This is a genomic window from Cohaesibacter haloalkalitolerans, assembly GCF_003574655.1.
Classification (GTDB): domain Bacteria; phylum Pseudomonadota; class Alphaproteobacteria; order Rhizobiales; family Cohaesibacteraceae; genus Cohaesibacter; species Cohaesibacter haloalkalitolerans.
Window position 1 is genome coordinate 146,065 of sequence record NZ_QNUM01000006.1, and the last position, 20,945, is coordinate 167,009.

The window sequence follows — 20,945 nt, forward strand, 5'->3', positions numbered from 1 at the left end:
CCGGGGAGGGCCAAAGGCAGGGCTGCGCCTTAAAGGATGCTGCTTCCGCCTCACGCCAACCAGATCAATGCCAGATCAATCAATGAGTTGAAGGATACACCACCAAGATGTCGAATATTGTGGTCATACCGGACGGAGGCGCTCCCGCCAGATCGGGCAAGTCGGACATGAGCCTGTTTGTCACGATCCTCATCATGACATTGCTGGCTTCCGGCATTGGAGCCCTTGTCGGGATGCAGCTTGTCAACCAGACCCGCCATATCGTTCTGGAGGAAAAGAGGGAAAAGGATGTTCCCCCCGTCCGCGCCCTTTACGAAGAACCGAGTTCGATCGTCGCCCTCAAGCCGATCATCGTCAATCTGACCGGGGTGGAAAAGGCCTTTGTGCGAGTGCAGGGCAGCGTGGTCTTCCGCAAGGACGCCATGGAGCAGTCACAGATTCTCACCAGTCAGATCGAAAGCGACATTGCTGCCTATCTTCGCACGCTGAAGGTTTCCGATCTGGAAGGCGCTACCGGGCTGCAGAATCTGCGCGAGGACCTCGATCAGCGTGCCCGGGTCCGGGCCGATGGCAATGTCCGTGAGTTCATTCTTGAGACGATGGTGATCCAGTGAAAAGACTAGCATTCGGTTTGCCCCTGTTTCTGCTGCTCGCAAGTCCGGCATTGGCCCAGTCGATTGATCTTGGCAGTCTGCTGCCATCGGGCGAGGCCTCGGCATCGGGGCGCATGATCCAGTTGATCGCGCTGATCACGGTGCTGTCCATCGCGCCGGGCCTGCTGATCATGGTGACCAGTTTCATCCGCTTTTCCATCGCCTTTTCCTTCCTGCGGTCGGGCATGGGGTTGCAGTCGACCCCGTCCAACATGGTGATGATCAGTCTTGCCCTGTTCATGACTTTCTATGTCATGGGGCCGACCTTCGACCGGGCCTGGCACGACGGTGTGCAACCGCTTATCAACAACGAGATCAACGAAGTGCAGGCCTATGAGCGGGTGTCCGCTCCCTTCCGCTCCTTCATGCTTGAGCATGTGCGCGACGAGGACATCTCGATGTTTACCGATCTGGCGGTCGCCAATCTCAATGCGACACGCGCCACGTCGCCCGACGAGGTGGAAATGCGGGTGCTCATTCCCTCTTTCATGATCTCCGAATTGCGTCGGGGGTTCGAGATGGGCTTCCTGATCGCCCTGCCTTTTCTGGTCATCGACCTGATCGTTGCAACCATCACCATGTCGATGGGTATGATGATGCTGCCGCCAACCGCTATTTCATTGCCCTTCAAGGCGCTGTTCTTTGTCCTGATCGACGGCTGGAACATCCTTGTGGGAAGTCTTGTCCGCTCCTTCTTCTGACCCGGCCTGCTGCCGGGCACCGTCCACTCCTGGCCCTCATTTGACAGCCGCACCTCAACGCCAGTCACATCCTCCGTGGCTGGCGTTTTTTCTTGGCGGCAGTCGAGCGCGGATCCGTTGCGGACAAGGCGACGAAAAAGCGTCGAAAATTTGAATCAAAACAAAAAATAATAAAATAAAATCAATGAGATAGGATGGTTCCGACAGGTTCAGGCAAGTTTGAAGGCTTAAAACGTGTCTATCGGAATTTGCTGGAGACCCCAAATGGAACCTGTCTATTTGATGAAATTGGCCAAGGAGCACCAGAACTGGTTGTCGGTTCGCGAGAACACGATCGCCCAGAACGTCGCCAACGCCAATACCCCAGGCTATCGGGCCAAGGACGTGGAAGGCTTTTCCACGCTCTTTGACAAGGCCCATGTTCGCATGGCCAGCACTCAACCGGGACACATGACCGCCATGGCTCAGGCCACCCGCAGTGTCGATGTTGAGAAGAGCGATAGCTGGGACATCACCTATTCCGGAAACTCGGTATCACTGGAACAGGAAATGATGAAAGCCGGTGAAGTCGCCCGAGATCATACTCTGACAACGAACCTTATCAAATCCATACACGGTATGATGATGATGGCAGCGAAGGCACAGTGATGATTGATCCACTTTCCGCAACGTTCAAGATTTCTTCAACCGGGTTGTCCGCGCAGGCAGAGCGCATGCGCGTCATTTCCGAAAACCTCGCCAACGCCCAGTCGACCGGGGCGACCCCCGGCTCCGATCCCTATCGCCGCAAGACCATTGTCTTTGCCGAGGAAATGGACCGCGCAGCTGGAGCCTCCCTCGTCAAGGTCAAGAATATCGGCACCGACACCGCGCCGTTCACGGTTGAATATGACCCCTCCAGCCCGGCGGCCGACGAAAATGGCCAGGTCAAGCTGCCCAACGTCAACACTCTGATCGAGCTGGCTGACATGCGGGAGACCAACCGCAGCTATGAGGCCAACCTCAAGGTGATGACCCAGACACGCAGCATGGTCCTGCGTACCATTGATCTGCTCAGGAGCTGAAGATGCTAGATAGTTTGAGTGCCGTATCCAGTTTTTCCACCGGGGGCACCGGTTTCAACACCGTCTCCGAAACGCGCTTCATCAGCAACGGCAGTGGTCCGGTCGATCTGACCGGTCAAGTCGATGAAACGGGCCGGACCTTCGCCGACTATTTTTCCGGCGTGACCAGTAACACCATCGACACCATCAAGCATGGCGAAGCCGCCGCGATTGCCGGCATCGAGGGCAAGCAGTCCGTCCAGAATGTCGTCGATGCAGTGATGAATGCCGAGCTTGCCCTGCAGTCTGCCATTGCCATTCGCGACAAGGTGGTCGCCGCCTATCAGGAAGTCAGCCGCATGACCATCTGATGCAGATCAGAGGGTGCCTGCGTTGAGGCTGGGATGATCAGCCATTTCAGATCAAGGATAATATCATGAAAGCTCTTGCCATTGCTGCGACCGGAATGAGCGCGCAGCAGCTCAATGTTGAAGTGATTGCCAACAACATCTCCAACATGAACACCACCGGCTTCAAGCGGGCCCGTGCCGAATTCACCGACCTGCTGTATCAGGCAGAGCGTGTGCAGGGCGTGCCCAACCGCACCGGCGAAGCGCCGATCCCGGAAGGAGCGCAGCTTGGTCTTGGTGTCCGCACCGCCGCCATCCGCAACCTGCACACCCAGGGAACCCTGAACAATACCTCCAATAGCTTCGATCTGGCGATTGACGGCAAGGGCTGGTTCACGGTCAGCAATGCCGACGGTGAGACCTTCTATACCCGCGCAGGCTCCTTCAACACCAACGGCGAAGGGCGTCTTGTGACATCGGATGGCTATCCGGTCGAACCGGCCATCACCATTCCCGATGACACCACCGACGTGCAGATCAACGAAAACGGTCAGGTCTATGTCACCATCGACGGCCAGACAGCCCCCCAGCTTCTGGGGCAGTTGCAGCTTGCCGTCTTTGCCAATGACGCCGGTCTCGAAGCCAAGGGCGGCAACCTGTTTGTCGCAACCGAAGCTTCGGGAGATGCCGTGGAGGGCAATGCCGGAGACACCGGTTTCGGCTCCATCCGTCAGGGCTATCTGGAAGATTCCAACGTTGATCCGGTCAAGGAAATCACCGCCCTGATCGCTGCCCAGCGTGGCTATGAGATGAACTCCAAGGTGATCAAGGCCGCCGATGACATGGCTGGTGTCGTCACGCAGGGAATCCGGTGATGACTGAGGCGATTGTAAAGGCGAAAACCGAGCCGATGCGTCCTGTGGCGCGCGTCGTCCTGACGCTCGGGGCCACACTGATGATGGCTCTTGCCCTTGTCCAGATCGCTGGCGCCGCAACCCGCTCCGTGGTGACCCTGCCGGTGCCACGAGCCACCATTGCGGCAGGGGATGTGATCACGCTTTCTGTGCTGGAAAGTCGCAAGTTCAATGCCACCAGTTTCGATCGCTTCTCGGTCATCCCCAATGTCAATGACATTCTGGGCAAGGAGGCCGTCCGCCGCCTGCCCGTGGGCATGCCGATCCAGCGGTCTGCCGTTCGCCGCCGGGAAATCGTCAAGCGTGGTGAGCCTGCCCAGTTGGTCTTTCAGGACCGGGGTCTGGAAATCATCGCCCATGTCGAGCCGTTGGAAGACGGGGTTGCAGGCGAAATCATCCGGGTCCGCAATGTCGACACCGGTCTGATCGTCGTCGGGCGCGTTGAAGAGAATGGTACGATTTCGATAGGGCCATAACATGAAGACTTTCACCAAATGCCTTGTCGCCGCGCTCTGGTCGCTGGCGCTTGTCTGGGATGCCTCGGCCGCTGTGCGCATCAAGGATGTCACCTCCCTCGAAGGGGTGCGCGACAACCAGATCATCGGCTATGGCCTCGTGGTCGGCCTCAAGGGGTCTGGCGACACCATGCGGAACTCACCGTTCACCGAGCAGTCCCTGCAGTCGATGCTCGACAGCATGGGCGTCAATGTACGCAATGCCAACCTGCGGACCCGCAACGTCGCCGCCGTGGTGGTGACGGCCAATTTTCCCGCCTTCATCAAGAAGGGCGCGCGGATAGATATCAATGTGTCCTCGCTGGGGGACGCATCGTCCCTTTCCGGTGGCACTCTCATCGCAACCCCGCTGATGGGATCGGACGGCAAGGTCTATGCTGTCGCCCAGGGCGGCCTCGCGGTCGCCGGCTTTTCCGAGCAGGGGCAGGCCCAGTCGCTCAGTGAAGGCATCGCCACCTCGGGCATGATCCCCAACGGGGCAATTGTCGAACGGGAACTCGATGACGATTTCATCAATCTGCCTTCCTTCGTATTGCAACTTTCCAACCCGGACTTCAACACCGCGGTGCGGATCGCCGACGCCATCAACGCCTTCTCACGAGAGCGCTACGGGCTGATGCTGGCCAAGGAGCGGGACTTCCGCTCGGTCGTCCTGCAAAAGCCCGGACGGGTCAGCGCTACCCGCTTCATTGCCCAGATAGAAGGTCTGGTGATCCAGCCCGACACCCCGGCCAAGGTCGTGGTGGATGAACGGACGGGAACGGTGGTCATCGGCAACAATGTGCAGATCTCGACGGTTGCCGTCACCTACGGCAGCATGGTGGTGCGGATCACCGAGAATCCCGTCGCCAGCCAGCCACAGCCCTTCTCGCGAGGCGGACAGACGGTCGTGCTGCCGCAGACAGATATCACTGCATCGCAGGATGGGGGCTCCCTGTCGATCATTGGCGGTACCGACCTGCAAACCATCGTCAGTGGCCTCAACCGCATTGGCCTCAGGCCATCGGGGGTGATATCCATCCTCCAGACCATCAAGTCGGTTGGTGCCTTGCAGGCCGAGCTGGTCATCCAGTAGCCGCTCTCTTCTTGCTGCAATTCATGCAGAGCCCGCGTCAGGTGCCGTCCTGACGCGGGCTCTATTGCATTTGGTAGACCGGATGTCCAGTTGCAGGCCCTCTGCTGGTGGCTCTTCCTTGCGTCTGCAACGAAGGCCTTCTGTGGGCCGCCTGCGGCAGCTTTCTGCTATCTGGACGTGGAGAGCTATCTCAAGGATGGAGATTGTCCTGGCAGCCTTTCCTCATGTCCTGACGCAGGCTGCAGGACCTCTGGCAACACCCTGTTTCATGGCGTTAGGTTAACGCGGAGGTGTACTGTTGGGCCTTTGCGGTTTTGTCTCCAGATGTCCTTTATGAAGGTCTGTTTTGTGTCCAGATCTGTCAAAAGGGAAAATGGTATGCAAAAACAGGAATGTTTTGTTGGGATAGATGTCCTATGTAAAATTATCAATTCGGTTTTATCTGAAATACGTATTTCCCCTGTGAAAGTTTATCCAAAGCGTAAAATTTGAAAAGCTATTGTTTCAATGGTGTTATTGGATTGTGTGGAATATAAGTGTAAACAGTCATTAACCATTCGGCCATGTGAAGGCTTGATTGTGTACAGTCTCAGGCATAAATGTCTTGTAAATCGAGTGCATTAAGACGCTTAAATCAAATCAATAAGAAAATTATTGCCACTTTTAGACATAATTCTACTAAAAGCGCGCGCTTGCCATTTATATTTCTTTTCCCGCACCTTTTGAAAGCTGTATTGGAGGTCGCCTTTTCTAGTGACGAGAGGCGGCAGTTGCAATACCTCTATACCTATCAAGGATGGAGAATTGCGATGATCGTATTGATTGAAAACAGAGAGCTGGTCTCGGATGGTTACACCGCCGGCTTTCAGCGGGAAGGGGTTCCTTCCATTGGCATTGTGCCTCAGGAATTCGGCAGCTGGGTGACCAGTATTTCAGACTCGGATATCAACTCAGTGGAAGCCTTTCTGCTGGGGGATTGCGAAGAAAGAAACCGCTATCCCAGCCTGATCCGCAGCCGCTGCCGGAAAACGCCTCTTATTGCTCTCAATGACAAGACGTCTCTGGAACAGACCCTGGATCTGTTTGCCGCCGGTTTTGACGACGTGGTCAGCAAACCAATTCATGTAAGGGAAATTCTGGTAAGGGCGGCTGTCATCAGCAGGCGTTCCGGGGAGCAATCTGAAATGCAGCAAGTGGAAGGTGATGTGCGGGTCTATTTTGACGGGAGATCCCCGGAGATCTGCGGCGAAGCCCTCGAACTGCCACGCAGGGAGCGTCGTATCCTGGAGTATCTTGTCAAGAACCGGGATCGCCGTGTGAGCCGTGCCCAGATCTACAACGCTGTCTATGGACTGCTTAATGAAGATGTCGAGGAAACCGTCGTCGAAAGCCATATCAGCAAGCTGCGCAAGAAGCTCAAGAAACGTCTGGGTTATGACCCGATCGATTCCAAGCGTTACCTCGGCTATATGTTCAACGCTCTGACGGAACAGGGCTAAGCGATCCTGCAGAACCGAACGATTGCGCTGCAATCTGTTTCTACCTTCCTTTTCGAACCAGTTTTTTCATTTTGAGTTGGTTCAGTATTGTGAACCGCAAAGCCTCGAAAAGACACGGAATGACTTACCGCGGGTTTCCAGACATGATGTCTGGGCGAAGGCTTTTCTGACATCCGGCGGCGTTCTGCTTAGCCGGTAGTATCTCCAGATTCCATGGGTCGAATCTGCGGCCCGAAGATGTCGCCACCAAGACGAGGCCCCTGAGACGCGGACCTGTCGGCAGGTGCCCTTCAGCGCCGTATAAATATGGCTGCTCATAAATGGTCTGAGATGCCTTTCAACTGGCTTTCAGGACCTGCTGAAGCATGGTTGTCTGGACGGGCTCGTGCGCACCCAACGCCTTGCTCGTTGAACCATGGGCCATTCGCTGCATTGGAAAGCCAGTTGGCCATGCATTCCGCATTTAACCCCATGCCTTTTCTTGCGGCGCTTCCGCTGCTCTCTGCTGTCGATTGAAAGCAATTCGGGCCAGGCATCCATGCTCCGGCAGTGCAGCGACGGCGCCGCCATGGCTTCACGAAGACGCTGCCAGACGTCGTCCTGACTTAGGGGAATGCTACACGTCAGTGCGGATCGGCGACAGAAGGCCCACAGCGATCAAGCGCGGGATGAAGGAGCGCAGGGAATGGAGGATATAAAGAGGGGGAGAGGACGGCAGAGCCCTCTTGGGCACGAAAAGGCACGCGCTGACCCGGCCCGGCGTTTGTCCGGGCTGGTCATGAGGGGCAAGGAGCCGCCAGCCAGATGCGGTTTTCAGAAGCCGTGTTCGATCCGGTCATAAACCACCTGAGTGAAGCTGGTGATCTGTGCTCCGATGAAAGTGCCGCTGGCGATCAGCATCAGGAAGATGACCAGAATTTTGGGAATGAAGGTGAGGGTCATTTCCTGCACCTGTGTCAGAGCCTGAAACAGCGCAATAGCGATCCCCACCACCATGGCGGCCCCGACCGCGGGGCTGGCGGCAACAATGATGGTCCAGAAGGCTTCCCGGACCAGATCCAGTGCATCGACCTCATTCATCAGGAAATTGTCACTCCGGCACCGATGATGACATTCTTGCCGCTGTCCAGCTGGGCAACCACTCCATCCGAGCAGATCGTGACGCTTTCAATCGTGCCGTTGACGGCTTCGCCGTTCTGAATGGCCGAGAGAGACTTGCCGACGAGGGTTGTCGACTGGTTGACATAGAGCTGGGACAGCACGCTATCCAGCTTGCTGTTGGTCTGGATATTCTGTTCGACGTTGGAGAAGGAGGCCAACTGCCCCATCTGCTCGGACATGTCGGTGGGGTCGGTCGGGTCCTGATACTGAATCTGGGTGACCATCATCTGCAGGAATGCATCATAGTCGAGGGTCATGGCATCGCGGGTGCTTGAGCTTGTTCTGCTCGAGGAGGCGGAACTGGCGGCAGCGCTGTTGTTGACGGCGGGTACGGACATGAACGGGTTTCCTTCCTTTTCTTCAAAGCAGCAGCCCTCGGCTACCGCTGTCTTGGGATGGGCGATGGTTCTATTCTGCCGGGTATTCGGCATGCACTCCGGATCTGTGATCGTGCGGGTCGCTGGCCTTGTCGCGAATATCGACCACATCGCTCATCAGGCTGTCTTCCAGCGGATAGAGCTCGCGAATGCGCTTCATGGCTTCGTAATAGTTGCCGGCATTGACGATATCGACGATCTCCTGAATCCCCGCACACAGCAGATAGTGATCGACGGAGCTTGTCAGGCTGCGGGCAAATTTCAGGAATGTTCCGTGTGCCTCGACCAGGTTGGTGGGGGAGGTGAACATCATCTGGGCAATGAAATAGAGCTGCCGCAGGGGCGTCGTCGTCTCTTCAGGCTGAATGATGTGGTTCTCAAGCAGGAATTCCGCTTCGTTCAACAGCTCGATCGTGGTCTTCTTGGGGAACCGGATAACCGCTCCATTGATGTAGAAGCGTTCGCCGGATTTGAAGGTGAGGCGCATCGGTTTCATTGTGTCAATCCACTGCTGATCATTGCGTTGAGGTCAATCAGGGTGTCGATCCCGTCCGACTGGTTGAGCCGTACCCGACCCACTTCCTTGAGGATGAAGATCCCCAGCGAGATGAGATCGGCCTTGATCTGCTCGGGCATGGCGTTTTCCGGCTTGATCAGATCTTCCAGCAGGAAGCTCCACAGGGTGCTGGTCTCATAGAGCGCCTTGACGCCCTGAGGCGACTGGATGCCCATGACTTTCGCTTCCCTCAGGCTTTCGAGCACATGATTGATGGCCTGTAGTTCCTGACTGCGCTGGCATGATCCCGATAGCTGGGAGCTTTCCGCATAATAAGACGTGTACATTCTTTTCCTCGCCCTTGTGGTCTTTCAAAAGAGATGCGCGGTGCACCGACCCTCATGGTCTGGTCACTGCCGCCATCTCCCGTTATTCTGCTGGTTGCGCACCCGAAAAGCGGAGCCTCCGCACGGGTGCATGGAACGGGAGTCCCTAGAGGTAGTTCAACAAGCTCAGATTCTGCATGCGGCTTGTGATGATGTAAGTCAGCTCCAGCTGGGTCACGGCGTTCGACAGCTTCACCGATGCTTCAGTGGTATCGACATTTTCCAGCTTGATGATGCGTTCGTTGAGCAGGTCAGTCTGGATTGAAATCCGATCCGAAGCGTCCGAAACCCGCGCCTGGGCGTTGCCCACCTGGCCGATCACGTTGTTCAGCCCCTGAATGGCTGAGCCGATGAGTTCGGTCGCCTTCGTGGTCACCACATCGAAGGCCTCCTGCGACATGTCAGAGGATCCGAGCTCGGAGACCATGGTGTAGGCCATGGCCAGTTTGCGCAGGGAGTCTTCGTTGGCGCTGACCGAGGTGTTGATCACATCGGTGGTCGAAATCCGGCTGGACGTGACTTCATCGGTGGCCGAAGACCAGTTGGCAGACCAGTTGGCATCGTTGAACTGGTCGGCAAAGTCACCATCCAGATAGCTCTCCATGGCGGAAGCCGAAATCGTCGAGACTCCGGGGTCATCCTGGGCAAAGCCGAAGGTCGACAGGAACGATCCGTCAATGGCCGCCTTGCTGGTTGAGCCCGGTTCATAGCTGGTGAGGGCTGGCGAGTCGGTGTTGATGCCCGAGAACAGGAAAGTTCCGTTGAACGAGCTGTTAAGGGTCGAGATCAGTTCGTTCAGATACCCCTGGGTGCTGGAGACCACCACGCTGCGGGCCGAGTTGCTGCCGATCGTGGTGAGCAGGGTTGCCTGCAGATCCGAGGCGGCTTTGGACGTGTTTTCCAGCGCCTTGACCGATATGTCCAGACTGCTGGACAGCAGCGCGTTGGTATCGACAATGGCATTGAGTGTCTGGAATTGGGCGCGAATGGAAACCGCTTCCCCCGTTGCGCTGCCAAGGTCCAGACCGACATCGAACTTGCGGCCCGAGGCAACCTCTTTCTGCAGCTTGACCAGCGTACTGGTCTGCGAGGAGATGGATTTGTTCGTAGCAGTGGACAGGGATAGGGTCGAAATATAGCTGGTCATGATTTAGCCCGCGATCTTGAGAAGTTGATCCAACATTTCGTCAATGGTGCTGATCAATTTTGCTGTCGCCGTATAGCTACGCTCAATCTCCAGCATGCTTTGCATTTCTTCATCGATATTGACGCCGGTCTTGTTGGAGAGAGACTCCGACACCCGGTTGAGAGTTATGGAATGGTTGTCCGCAACGGTATCCGCGCTCTGGCGTGCCGCTTCGAGCCAACTGACGGACGATGCGGCGAAATCCGTGAGGGTGCCGGTGGTGTCCACTCCGGTGGAGCCGTCAAACACCATCGAGTTGCCAAGGTTGCCGAGCAGCTCCTGAATGCGGTCGCCATAGCTGGCATGATCAGACGGGTTGTAATCGGTGGTGATGCCGTCCCGGATCAGGTCGAGATGGTCGGTATCAACAGCGCTGTTGACGCTGATCGTACCGGCCAGCCCCGTGACGAGCCCGCCCGGAACAGCAGACGAACCACCATTGGTAAAGAGACCTGCGGTGCCGCTTTCCTGAAAGACAGAAATGAGGCCGCGTGCCATTTCATCAAGCTGGGTCTGGTAGGTAACCGCCGCTTCGTCGCGAATGGCCACGAGACCGGCGATGCGCCCGGTGCTGATTTCCATGCGGGCGTTGGGTCCGGCAACCGCAACCCCGTCAACATAGACGGCATTGCCCTGAGTTGAGGCCGAGAAGGTGTTCGTCTGTTCGAAGGTGACGCTTCTTGCGGTGGTTTCGAACAACATCACGCCGCTTTCTGTCGTGATCACCAGATCGTTGTTTTCGCGGGTCTGGGTCTTGATGCCCATCTCGGCGGAAAGCTCAAGCACGGCCTGGTCACGGGAATCCATCAGATCTGACGTGTCACTGCCAAGTTCGCTGCCGCGGACGATTTCCTTGTTCAGTGTCTCGATGTGGGAGAGCAGACTGTTGATGGTCTCAACGGACTGCGCGATCTGGGTGTCGGCACTTTCCCGCTCGGCCTGAACAGTTGCCGTTGCCCCGTTCAGGGTCGAGACCATTGACTGGGCTGCCGAGAGAACCTGACTGGCCAGAACCGAATCCGATGGCATGGCGCCATAGGCCTGCAGGGCGGTTTCCAGCTCGCCAAGCACGGCGGCCGGAGAAATATTCTGCTTGGTGTCACCAATCGTTTCGGACAGATTGGTCAAGCCATCCAGATAGGCCTCGCTCTTCTCGCCGATGGATGTGGCGTTGAGAAGGCTTTTATAGAGAGCTTGATCGGTCGCCCGGCCAATCGAGTTGACATAGATGCCTCCGCCGGAACCATCGCTGGCGGACAGGGTGGAAACAAGCGCAGTCTTGCGCGTATAGCCTGCCTGGCTGGCATTGGTGATGTTGCGGGAAAGGATTGCCGTTTCCTTTTGCCGCGTGCTCAAAGCGGATTGTGCGACCTGTAGGGCGACTGAAAGACTCATGACACTTAACCTTAGAAAGAGCACGAGACTGCAATGTGGGGAGGATCTTTTCGGGGAATCCCTTGCAGTCCCGTGAAACCGGACCTATCGCGCGAGGTTGACAACCTCGCTCAGCAGATCGGAGCCGGTCTGAAAGACTTTGGAGTTGGCGGAGAAGGATCGCTGGGAGATGATCATGTTGGTCAGCTCTTCTGCCAGATCGACGTTGGACCCCTCGACGGCACCGGAAACCATCAGACCCATGCCGTTTTCACCGGGGAAACCGACCTGAACATCGCCGCTTTCATTGGTGGTGGTGTAGACCTCACCGCCCATCGGCGCCAGATTGTCCTCACTGGCCACATCGGCAATCGGAATGCGGTAGGTTGCCTCGCGCGAGCCGTCTTCATAGACCATGTAGAGCGTGCCATCCTTGTCGATGGTGACGCTCTCGACACTCTGCGGCGCACTGCCGTTGAGCACCGGATCATCAACACCGAAGTCAGCAGCAAGCTGGGTCATGCCTTCAATCGAGATCTCAACATCTTCACCGGCAGGTTCATGATCCGGGATATGGAAACCGAAGGACGTTGGCGATGTTGCCGACAGCTTGCCATTGGCTTCGAAGGTCAGTGTCGTTGTCGACAGGGGGTTGGCATAGGTGTTGCCATGCACCGTGGTGACCGGGGTGGCGTAAGGGAAGCTGCCGTCGGTTGAATCGGCATTGTTGAAGACGGAAACTTCCCAGGTGTCGGTGCCAGTCTTGGTGAAATAGATATCAAGCTGCATTTCATTGCCGACATCATCATAGGCAACAAGCGAGGTCTTGGAGGTGTAGTTGATGGCGCTGAGTGTGCCGTTGTTGGCGGAAGGCAAGGGGGCCGTCTCAATGGCCGCATTGGCTGGCAGGTTGCCGCTTAGCGAGCCTTTGGTGGTCGGGCTGGCTTCCAGCTGGGCCTGATTGATGTTGACCCGCTGCAGCCCCGTGAGCGCGTTGGCAACCACCGACGGTTTGCCATTGGACAAGTCGAAACCTTGCAGATAGTAGCCTGCGGTGTTGACCAGATTGCCGTCGGAATCCGCAACAAAATGGCCCGCGCGGGTCAGGAACGGGGTGCCGTCATTGTCCGCAACAACAAAGAAGCCATTCCCGTCGATCGCAAGGTCGGTGACGCTCGTAGTGTATTCCATGTTGCCGGCAGTGGAGATGGCATAGGAGGTGATCGCCTCAACGCCGCCGGAGTTGTAGGATGTCGTGCTCTGGGTTGTCACGACAGACTTGAACTCCGTTTCCGCCCTTTTGTAGCCGGTGGTGTTCGCGTTGACGATGTTATCAGATACAGTGCCAAGCTTGCTCGATTGGGCATTCATGCCTGAAACACTGGAACGCATTACGCCATAAAGGCCCATGGTACTCTCCTGTCAAATATGTCCGATATCTCCCAAATCCGGAACAGTCGCTTTCCATGACCAGATAGGGACGGGTGATCTCCTTGGTCTGAGGATAGGACAAGAGGCTTGCGCGAAACTGGCCTTGAAAGTTATCTAACGTCATGAATTGATTAAATTTTTAGTTTCAATGTCAGCAACGCGCAAAACGCTGGCAAGCACTGGCACAGGCGTTGAGGCGGGCGCTTCGGCATCAGAGAGACGCATATGAGGAAGGGGAGAAAGGGCTATTTGCCACAGAAGGCGCGCGACTGTTCGGTCCATTGCCCGAACTTGCTGGCGACAAGATTGCGGATCACCGCGCAGACATAGCGTTTCTGGGCGGGATTGTTGTCAGGGCCCGCATGATATCGGGCAACCGCCATGGTCCAGCTACCCTGACTGGCACGCAATTGCTTGAGAAATTTTGCCGCATAACGCACGTTGGCGTGCGGGTCGATCATTTCATCAAGAGAGGCAAACTGGTTGGAATGATAATGGTGATTGATCTGCATGCAGCCGATGTCGATCAGTTTCTTGCCATCCTGGCGCGCTTGCCGGACGGTATCGAGCGCCGCCTTTTTGGAGCCGGTCATGACAGTCTTGCCCTCAATGTTGAGGGCAAAGGGGTGCAGCTTGAGGCCGCGCCCGGTTTCCGTCAGCCCGACCGCATAGAGAATGCCCAGCGGCACCCCCTCGCTTGAGGCGGCGGCGCGCATTTCCTTTTCGCAAACGGCATCGACCGTAGCGGTTTCCGCATGTGCGACCGCAGGAGCCATCGCCATGCTGCTAGAGAGTAAGGCCCCGATAAGGCTGAGTGCCAGACAGGCTTTCATGGTCAGCTCCATCGCTGTTCTCGTCCATGCCGTCAAAATGAAAAAGCCCGCCATCACCACCAGCGGAGTGTTGATCCGCTCCATTGCCAGCGCCGGAGCCGTTGTTGAAGCCGGAAAAGGCAGATTTGTCCTGGCCGGCCTGCTGACCAAGGCTGTCACTCGTCGAAGGGGGCAGGATCTGCGATGCTCCACGGTCGTCCACGGCCACCACAGAAATGTGGTCGGCCTGATAGCCCGCCCGCTGCAGCAGGCGGTTGAGCTCGCCCTGATTGCTCTGGAGCATCTTGGCGGTTTCGGCCTTGGAAGCCTCGATCCGCACCTCGACATTGTTGTCATTGAGACGCACCGACAGGCGCACCTTGCCCAGATCGGCCGGATGCAGCTGGATGTCGAGAACGCGCAGCAGATCGCCACTGCGATGAAGCCGTAGCGCACTGGTCTGCGGCTCCGCGCTGTTGAAGGACTGGGCACCCTCCGATCGGGCTGCCGGGGCATCAAGGCCCTTGCTGATGGCATCTCCGATCTGTTTCATGACGGAATCTGCCACGGAAAATCCCGTCTGGGATTGCGTGCCGGTCAGTGTTTCGACCATGTCGACCGGTGCAAAATGGGTTTCCTGCTTGAGCACCGAGAAGCCGTCTCTTTGCGCCTGCTGGGTTGGTGTCAGAATGGCTTCCTTGACGATCGGCAGCACCTTGTCGAAGGCTGATGTGGCGCGCACGTCAAGGGACTGATCCCTGCGATCCTGCGCGGTTATGCTGCTGGTCCGGCTGGCTTTTGTCAGTTGGTCGAGGGTGCCAAGCGCAACTTTCTGTGGCTTCTGGTCACCAACCTGATCGCCCGTTGAGGACGACGGAGCCGATCCGGCCTCTTTTGCTCCGGCGGCGCCGGCCTGTCTGGCGTTTGCTGCGTCCGTTTCAGCTGCCTCCGCCAGCCCCTGAGCCTTGCCCATAGTCGCCGCCGCGTCCTGATTCTTGCCAGCCAGCTGGGCCGATGGGGCTTCCGGCGTGGTCATTGGACCAAATCCGGCTTCGGCGAGCAATTGCTGCACGGTCATGCCTGCCGAACGCATGTCTATTGTCGACTGAGACGTGCGATCCTTGGAAGAAGCTCCATCGCCTGCTTCTTTGCTTGCGGCCTTTTTGCTGGCGTTCGGAGAGACCTGCTCAAGCAACCGCTCGAACGGTGATTGTCCATCCCTTGCAGAGGTGTCTTCAGCCCGTGTGCCGGTTTCAGTGGCATTGACATCTGCGGCACCGCCATCAACCGCATCGCCACTCCCGGTTCCGTTGCCGCGTGCGCGATGGTTGTTCTGGCTGTCACCCTTGATGGCGGATTTGCCGGAGAGAAGCGACTGAGGATTTGCTAGCGTGCCGGAAGCGGCAATGGTCTGATTTGGCATAAGCTTTACCGTAGTGAGGATTGTTGCGCGGTCGACAGGAAGAGGTCGGTCTTGTCAAGGGCCTGTTTGCCATGGACGAGCGTTCCCAGTTGCCAGCCGGGTTCGCCCTTGCCGGCATCGGTGGTTGACAGGCTGTATCCCAGAGCTGGGTCGCTGCTTTCCGGCCAGGCGCGGATGTTGTTCAGAACATGAGCGATCTTTTCGGCCAGTGTCTGGTCCCGAGCACTCAGATTGCCTCTTTTTACCTTCCAAAGATGCTGGAGGGATTGTTCGATGGTGTTGGCATTCAGCATCGATCCGGCCAGATAGAGATGGGAACGGGCCTGACTTTCGGAATCATCCATCGTCAGTGGCAGAGCCGCCTTGGCCGCCTCGTTGGACAGCGTGACATTGCCTGCAATCAGGCTCGAATAGGACAGCAGCAGATAGAGGCTGCGGCGGGCATCAAGGTCGAATTCCATGATGACGCTGTCCAGTTCGGCGAAGGTGTGCTTGTCCTCGCTTTCGCCAAACCGGCGCATGGCAATGGCGAAGCGGCGGCGGAAATCGGAATTGTAGATCGAATTGTTGAACCGCCGCATATATTGCAGCGAATAGGACTGGAACATCCGTGGGTCGTTGAGCGCTGCTGCAACCGAGACCGCACGGCGCAGGGCTGCTTCCTCGACCAGCGAGCCGGGCAACAGCAGCCGGGCCTTGTCAATGGAAATCAGCGCCTCTTCCAGATCGTCCGGCATCGCCAGGATGGCCTGAACGAGCGCGACCTGTCCGCCCAGTGTCGGCGGCAGTGTCAGCGGGTCGATGGGTTGGAGGATGCTGCGGGCCTCGGCCTTCCGCCCCTCGATATAGGCCAGTGCCCCCTTCAACAGGGCCGGGTCGATCGCTGCGGGCGGATCAAGGCTGAGCAGGCGGTGCCCGACGGCAGGGTGCCCGCCGGACAAGAGATGGATGACTGCGGCGCGGGCATTCTGTTCGTCATGCCAGACCTGCGGGTCGATCGCCAGAAAATGCTCGTTGAGATGGATGATCAGTTTGTGCTGTGCATTGAGCGCCTGAGTAGAGCCCTTGGCGGTTTGTGCCTGCAGATTCTGGACCACGCGCACCTGCATGTAGGGCTGCATTTCATCGACGGAAGCATCCACCGCGTGACGGATCGTTGCCTCTGTTGCTGCGACGCCTGCCTCCACTGCTTCCGGGTTGTTGGTATCAGCAGGATTGACCGTTTCCCGGGCGACTGTTGCCGCATCTGCCTTGCTGCCAGTCGAGCTGCCAGCCCTGTCGGCGCCTGTCTTGCTGGAATCGGGAGCGAGCAGCGGGGATACGCCGGGGATGACCCGAACAGCCTTCGGTTCCGCGTGTTTCTGAAGCGGGGTCTGATCCGCCTGCGCCAGAACCGGGGTGCTGGCAAGGGTATTGGCAAGGGTACTGGCAAGGCAGGCAAACAGAACGTAACCGGGGAGCAGGAAACGGCCTGCTGGAACGCATTTTGTCATGACCGGGTTTCCTTGATCGGCTGTACGAGGATCTCGATGCGGCGGTTGTCATCGGCCTCCGGGTTGTCCGGATGCTTCAGGGCCCGGTCGGCATAGCCTTCCACTCTGAGCAGCCGGTGTTCATCCAGCCCCCCGCGGATCAGCATGAAGCGGGCCATGTGGGCACGGGCGGTCGACAGGTTCCAGTTGTCCGACGTACCGCTGCGGAAGGGCCGGCTATCGGTGTGGCCGCGAATGATGATGTCACCCTTGATCTGGCCGAGGCTATGGGCGATGCGTTCCAGCAGCTTGATGGAGCGTGCCGTGGGTTCGGAAGAGCCGATGGCAAACATGCCATAGTCGGCGCTGTCAGAAACATTGATCAGAATGTCGTCGCCGCTGGTTGTGACCGTCAGCTCGTTGCCGATGGTCTGGCGTGGCGTTTCATTGAGGGCATTGGCAAGAAAGGTGCGGAACTCGTCGATCTTGTCGGAAAGCTCTGCCGACTGTCCGGCTTTGGCCTCAGCCGATCCGCTGGCAGCATCCTTGACAGAGAAGTCTTCTTTGGAGCCTTCGGTGGTGCTGTTATGCGGGGCTTTCATCGCACTCGCGGTGGCTTGCCCCTCGACAAGCTCGGATGGCTCACTGGCATCCTTCCCGGTGGCCTTCTGATCTGCTTTCTGGCCCTTTTCCACATCGTTGCCGAATAGAGCTGACACCGGACGGACGGTCTCGAAGGTTGCCTTGGCAATTTCCATCTTGCCGTTTTCCATCTTGTCGTTTGATGACCCGTTGGCAAGGGAGGACGCATCCGGGCGCTCTTCGCCGGTGATGGAGAAATTGGCAGAGCTGGCATCCTCGGTCAGCTCGATATCATCGAGAGAGAGCGGATTGAGAGCCCAGGACAGGGGCGCAAAGGGATCACGCATGGCTGTGCCGCCCTGTCCCTGAATCTTTTCGGCAAGAATGGTGGACGCATCGTCCCGTTCTACCGGCCCGCTGTCCTTCTCCTCTTTCATGATGATGCGATCAAGCACGCCATAGGGATCGGAGAAGATCTCGGCTTCGGTGAAGGTGGGAAGCTGGCGGGTGGTGGTGCCGCTGCGGGCAACACCACTGTTCTGCACCAGAACAGCCTGCTGGGCTGCTGCTGCGCTCGCAACGTTCGGGGTAGCCTGTCCGCTGCGGCCTGCCGCCGTGGAAGCTCCGGAGGCGGTGCTCGCCTTGTCCTGTTTGGTCGGGCTTGCTTCCTCGCCAACCGGCTTGGCGTTGGTTTCCGGATCCTCCAGACCCTTGGGGAAGGGAGTCATCGAGGACAGATTGACCGGGTTGAAATAGCGGGCGATATGCTTCTTGGCCGCTTCATCCGTGCTGGAGATGAGCCACATCACCATGAAGAAGGCCATCATGGCAGTCATGAAGTCGGCATGGGCAATCTTCCAGACACCGCTGTGCGGTTTCTCGATGGTCATGTCCGGCCGCCGTCGGATGATGATCAGTTCCTTTTCGTGGTCTTGTTCCAGATCAGTCATCTTGCACCGCCTGTTTGAGTTGGGTCAGATAGTCGGAAAGCCGCGTCTCGAAGACGCTGTTGTCTACCTTGAGGGACAGTTCCGTTTCCTCGGTCTGCTGGCGGGTCGTCTCGACAGAGCCAACCATTTCCGTAAGCTTTTCACAGTCGACAACATTGCCCAGTTGCCGGATGAGATGGTCCGGCCCGCTCAGGAGCGGACTGTCGGCAATCGAGTCCTGCAGGGCCTGTTCTGCGACATCGGCGAACATCTTGACGATGCGGACATGGGCATGCTCGGCAATGAAGGGTTCAAGCGTCTCGGCGACCTGATCGGCCAGATCGTTGCGGATCTTCTCAAGCTGTCCGGCAATCTGACCTTTGAGCTGCCGGTGCAGCTCGGCCGCCAGCAACTGCTTCATGCTCTCGAATTCCTCATGCAGCTTCTGTCGCTGTTGCGAGAGCTGCTCCTGCCAGAGGATTTCGGCATCTCTCAATCCCCGAGCCCAGGCTTCGGTGCGCACGATCTGGGTTTCTTCCGGCACAATGGTCACGATCTTCTGTGCCTTGACCGGGATCAGCTTGTCCAGCCCGCCAAAGACAATGGGCTGAGGGTCTGCAGATGCCGCCAGCGGCGTCATCACTGGAACGGTTATGGGGCTGGAGGGGGAGGCGGACTTGCCCGCCCCCGCGCCACCGTCATGACCATTCTTTCCAATTGGGTCCCCCGGTCCGAGCGACTGGAACTCAGGCTTGCGCAGACGCGGTGCGTCCTGCTCACTGGCCTTGACGGAAGGGATCAGATCCTTGAGTGCCAGAGCCATCATGCCGTCTCCGATTCATAGAACCACTGCTTGAGGATCGCCGCAGACTGCTCCTCGTTCATCTCGACAACCCGTTCAAGCTTGCGCACCGGAGAGGAATCGAGCTTCTTGGACAACTCCTCGATGAGGCCGGCGTGGGTGCTCGGGTCCGAAAGAGGATAGCCAACGGCTTGATCAAGTTCGCCCTCAAGCTCCATGCCTTCAGGCGCGTTGTCATTGGCCACCTGCTTGGGAACCAGCGCACCGATCGCCGGGCGCAGGCCGAACCAGATCAACAGGGTGGAGACCAGCAGGATGCTGACGGCATTGACCACATTGCCCGACTGCTGCAACAGAACCTGCGTAATCGAGAGCGGCGGCAGCGGTTCCAGATCGCCGGTGCCAGCCTGGAAGTCGACGACGGCAACCTTGATCTGATCGCCGCGCGCAGCATTAAGCCCCGCAGCGGACGCGGCCAGCTGATTGATTTCCTCAATGTGATGGTTGATGGCGCTGTTGATGGCGGCGTCGTCTGCATTGTCACCCAGCGTTTCCAGAAGATGCGCCCGGTTGACCAGAACGGCAATCGACAGCCGCTCCACGTCATATCCCTCGCGGGTCTGCTCCACCTTCTTGCTGGAAATTTCGTAGTTGACGGTTTCTTCGCGCCGCTGGTTTTCTTCCACGGACTGTTCGCTGTTGGTGTCCTTGACCTGCTGGTCCGGCAAGTTCTGCTCAACGGTGGTTGGCGGCTGAGAGCTGGCATTCTGCGCGCTCTCGCTAGAGCGCACGGTCTGGACAGACCGCTCGATGCGGCTTTCCGGATCGAAAATCGTTTGGGCGACATGCTCCTTGTCGGTGTTGAGGGTCGCTGCGACCGAGACCTGGAAGTTGGAAAGGCCGAGATAGGGCGTGAGGGTCTTCCTGATATTCTCCTGAATGCGGTTGGAAACGAGTTCTTCAAGACCTGCCATCTCGCCAGCCGAAGTCGCTTCCTTACCCTGACCGGAGGCGAGCAATGCACCGGTGGAATCCAGCACCGTGACCTCGGCAGGCTTCATGCCCGGCACGGCGGCAGCAACCAGATAGCGGATGGCCTGTGCGGTCTGGAACTCGCCGGTGCCCGAAGCCTTGATGACAACGGAGGCCGAGGGTTTCTGGTCCTGCTTGCGGAACGAGCCCTTTTCGGACAGAACGATATGCACCCGGGCCGACTGCACATCCTTCATCGACTGGATCGTGCGCCCCAATTCGCCCTCAAGAGCCCTGACCCGGGTTACCTCCTGCATGAAGGATGTAAGGCCAAGCGAGCCCAGATTGTCAAACAGCTCGTAACCGGCGCTGTCGCCGCGCGGCAACCCTCGCTCGGCCAGCAGCATGCGGGCCTGCGATGCTGATGAGTGGGACACAAGGACCGCGGAGCTTTCCGTGTTGACATCATAGCGGATACCAGAATCCTGAAGGGCGGACCCGATCCGGGTGATGTCCTCGCGGTCAAGACCGGAATAGAGAACGGTCATCTGCGGCTTTGAGAGAAAATAGGCGCCTCCCCCGACCAGCAGAAGGGTGATCAGACCGATAAGACCGAGAGCCAGAAGCCGCCTCGGCCCAAGCTCTTTGAGATTCGCCAATATTTTTTCGGCTTGTTCACTGCCTGGCATCGAAATTCTAACCTCTATCAGGAGTTTGAAACTGTCTCTTGTGACTATGAGCCGACAAGCTTGCGCGAACCCTGCGCAGGTTGATCCGGTCTTGGAATATCGG

Annotated in this window: 22 protein-coding genes; 9 read left to right on the top strand and 13 right to left on the bottom strand. The window is 57.8% G+C overall.

Annotation, left to right across the window (positions count from 1 at the left end; all coding sequences use genetic code 11):
- The first annotated feature begins 107 nt into the window (after positions 1 to 107).
- The 9 genes from DSL70_RS15885 (at position 108) to DSL70_RS15925 (ending at position 6,750) form a co-directional block, all read left to right on the top strand.
- Positions 108 to 614: a flagellar basal body-associated FliL family protein gene (locus DSL70_RS15885; RefSeq protein WP_119308941.1), complete on the top strand. Its 507-nt coding sequence runs from the start codon at positions 108 to 110 to the stop codon at positions 612 to 614.
- Entirely contained in the window at positions 611 to 1,354 is a 744-nt protein-coding gene (gene fliP / locus DSL70_RS15890) for a flagellar type III secretion system pore protein FliP (RefSeq protein ID WP_205563294.1), read from the top strand. Before DSL70_RS15885 ends, fliP begins: the two co-directional genes overlap by 4 nt.
- A 264-nt stretch (positions 1,355 to 1,618) precedes the next feature.
- Positions 1,619 to 2,002 carry a flagellar basal body rod protein FlgB gene (gene flgB / locus DSL70_RS15895; protein WP_119308942.1) on the top strand — a complete coding sequence of 128 codons (384 nt, stop codon included), beginning with the start codon at positions 1,619 to 1,621 and terminating at the stop codon, positions 2,000 to 2,002.
- Positions 2,002 to 2,418, top strand: a complete 417-nt coding sequence (gene flgC / locus DSL70_RS15900) for a flagellar basal body rod protein FlgC (protein ID WP_119308943.1) — start codon at positions 2,002 to 2,004, stop codon at positions 2,416 to 2,418. Before flgB ends, flgC begins: the two co-directional genes overlap by 1 nt.
- 2 nt (positions 2,419 to 2,420) lie before the next feature.
- The gene (gene fliE, locus DSL70_RS15905; protein WP_119308944.1) at positions 2,421 to 2,768 is read left to right on the top strand and encodes a flagellar hook-basal body complex protein FliE; all 348 of its coding nucleotides are present in this window, start codon (positions 2,421 to 2,423) and stop codon (positions 2,766 to 2,768) included.
- Between the two features lie 65 nt (positions 2,769 to 2,833).
- On the top strand, positions 2,834 to 3,622 hold the full coding sequence (flgG, locus tag DSL70_RS15910) for a flagellar basal-body rod protein FlgG (protein ID WP_119308945.1): 789 nt from the start codon (positions 2,834 to 2,836) through the stop codon (positions 3,620 to 3,622).
- Complete coding sequence (flgA, locus tag DSL70_RS15915; protein WP_119308946.1) at positions 3,622 to 4,137, top strand: flagellar basal body P-ring formation chaperone FlgA; 516 nt, start codon at positions 3,622 to 3,624, stop codon at positions 4,135 to 4,137. The genes flgG and flgA overlap by 1 nt, the downstream gene beginning before the upstream one ends.
- 1 nt (position 4,138) lies before the next feature.
- Positions 4,139 to 5,251 (top strand): flagellar basal body P-ring protein FlgI, encoded by a 1,113-nt coding sequence (gene flgI, locus DSL70_RS15920; RefSeq protein WP_119308947.1) that lies wholly within the window; start codon positions 4,139 to 4,141, stop codon positions 5,249 to 5,251.
- A gap of 809 nt (positions 5,252 to 6,060) precedes the next feature.
- Entirely contained in the window at positions 6,061 to 6,750 is a 690-nt protein-coding gene (locus tag DSL70_RS15925; protein ID WP_119308948.1) for a response regulator transcription factor, read from the top strand.
- Positions 6,751 to 7,563: 813 nt separating this feature from the next.
- Here DSL70_RS15925 and fliQ read toward each other — a convergent pair.
- The 13 genes from fliQ to fliF form a co-directional block, all read right to left on the bottom strand.
- Positions 7,564 to 7,830 (bottom strand): flagellar biosynthesis protein FliQ, encoded by a 267-nt coding sequence (gene fliQ / locus DSL70_RS15930; RefSeq protein ID WP_119308949.1) that lies wholly within the window; start codon positions 7,828 to 7,830, stop codon positions 7,564 to 7,566.
- Positions 7,830 to 8,249: a flagellar hook assembly protein FlgD gene (flgD, locus tag DSL70_RS15935; protein ID WP_119308950.1), complete on the bottom strand. Its 420-nt coding sequence runs from the start codon at positions 8,247 to 8,249 to the stop codon at positions 7,830 to 7,832. Before flgD ends, fliQ begins: the two co-directional genes overlap by 1 nt.
- 70 nt (positions 8,250 to 8,319) lie before the next feature.
- Positions 8,320 to 8,784, bottom strand: a complete 465-nt coding sequence (flbT, locus tag DSL70_RS15940; RefSeq protein ID WP_119308951.1) for a flagellar biosynthesis repressor FlbT — start codon at positions 8,782 to 8,784, stop codon at positions 8,320 to 8,322.
- Positions 8,781 to 9,131 (bottom strand): flagellar biosynthesis regulator FlaF, encoded by a 351-nt coding sequence (locus DSL70_RS15945; RefSeq protein ID WP_119308952.1) that lies wholly within the window; start codon positions 9,129 to 9,131, stop codon positions 8,781 to 8,783. Before DSL70_RS15945 ends, flbT begins: the two co-directional genes overlap by 4 nt.
- Positions 9,132 to 9,276: 145 nt before the next feature.
- Positions 9,277 to 10,317, bottom strand: coding sequence for a flagellar hook-associated family protein (locus DSL70_RS15950; protein ID WP_119308953.1), 1,041 nt, complete (start codon positions 10,315 to 10,317; stop codon positions 9,277 to 9,279).
- Positions 10,318 to 10,320: 3 nt separating this feature from the next.
- Entirely contained in the window at positions 10,321 to 11,751 is a 1,431-nt protein-coding gene (gene flgK, locus DSL70_RS15955; RefSeq protein ID WP_119308954.1) for a flagellar hook-associated protein FlgK, read from the bottom strand.
- Between the two features lie 84 nt (positions 11,752 to 11,835).
- Positions 11,836 to 13,140 (bottom strand): flagellar hook protein FlgE, encoded by a 1,305-nt coding sequence (locus DSL70_RS15960; RefSeq protein ID WP_119308955.1) that lies wholly within the window; start codon positions 13,138 to 13,140, stop codon positions 11,836 to 11,838.
- Positions 13,141 to 13,406: 266 nt separating this feature from the next.
- Positions 13,407 to 13,994 (bottom strand): transglycosylase SLT domain-containing protein, encoded by a 588-nt coding sequence (locus DSL70_RS15965; protein ID WP_162916784.1) that lies wholly within the window; start codon positions 13,992 to 13,994, stop codon positions 13,407 to 13,409.
- Complete coding sequence (locus tag DSL70_RS15970; RefSeq protein ID WP_119308956.1) at positions 13,948 to 15,396, bottom strand: flagellar hook-length control protein FliK; 1,449 nt, start codon at positions 15,394 to 15,396, stop codon at positions 13,948 to 13,950. The genes DSL70_RS15965 and DSL70_RS15970 overlap by 47 nt, the downstream gene beginning before the upstream one ends.
- 5 nt (positions 15,397 to 15,401) lie before the next feature.
- On the bottom strand, positions 15,402 to 16,889 hold the full coding sequence (locus DSL70_RS15975) for a chemotaxis protein (protein ID WP_119308957.1): 1,488 nt from the start codon (positions 16,887 to 16,889) through the stop codon (positions 15,402 to 15,404).
- Complete coding sequence (locus DSL70_RS15980) at positions 16,886 to 18,400, bottom strand: MotB family protein (protein ID WP_119308958.1); 1,515 nt, start codon at positions 18,398 to 18,400, stop codon at positions 16,886 to 16,888. The genes DSL70_RS15975 and DSL70_RS15980 overlap by 4 nt, the downstream gene beginning before the upstream one ends.
- Positions 18,393 to 19,205 carry a hypothetical protein gene (locus DSL70_RS15985; protein ID WP_119308959.1) on the bottom strand — a complete coding sequence of 271 codons (813 nt, stop codon included), beginning with the start codon at positions 19,203 to 19,205 and terminating at the stop codon, positions 18,393 to 18,395. The genes DSL70_RS15980 and DSL70_RS15985 overlap by 8 nt, the downstream gene beginning before the upstream one ends.
- Positions 19,202 to 20,812 carry a flagellar basal-body MS-ring/collar protein FliF gene (gene fliF, locus DSL70_RS15990; RefSeq protein ID WP_425359365.1) on the bottom strand — a complete coding sequence of 537 codons (1,611 nt, stop codon included), beginning with the start codon at positions 20,810 to 20,812 and terminating at the stop codon, positions 19,202 to 19,204. Before fliF ends, DSL70_RS15985 begins: the two co-directional genes overlap by 4 nt.
- Positions 20,813 to 20,945: the final 133 nt, after the last annotated feature.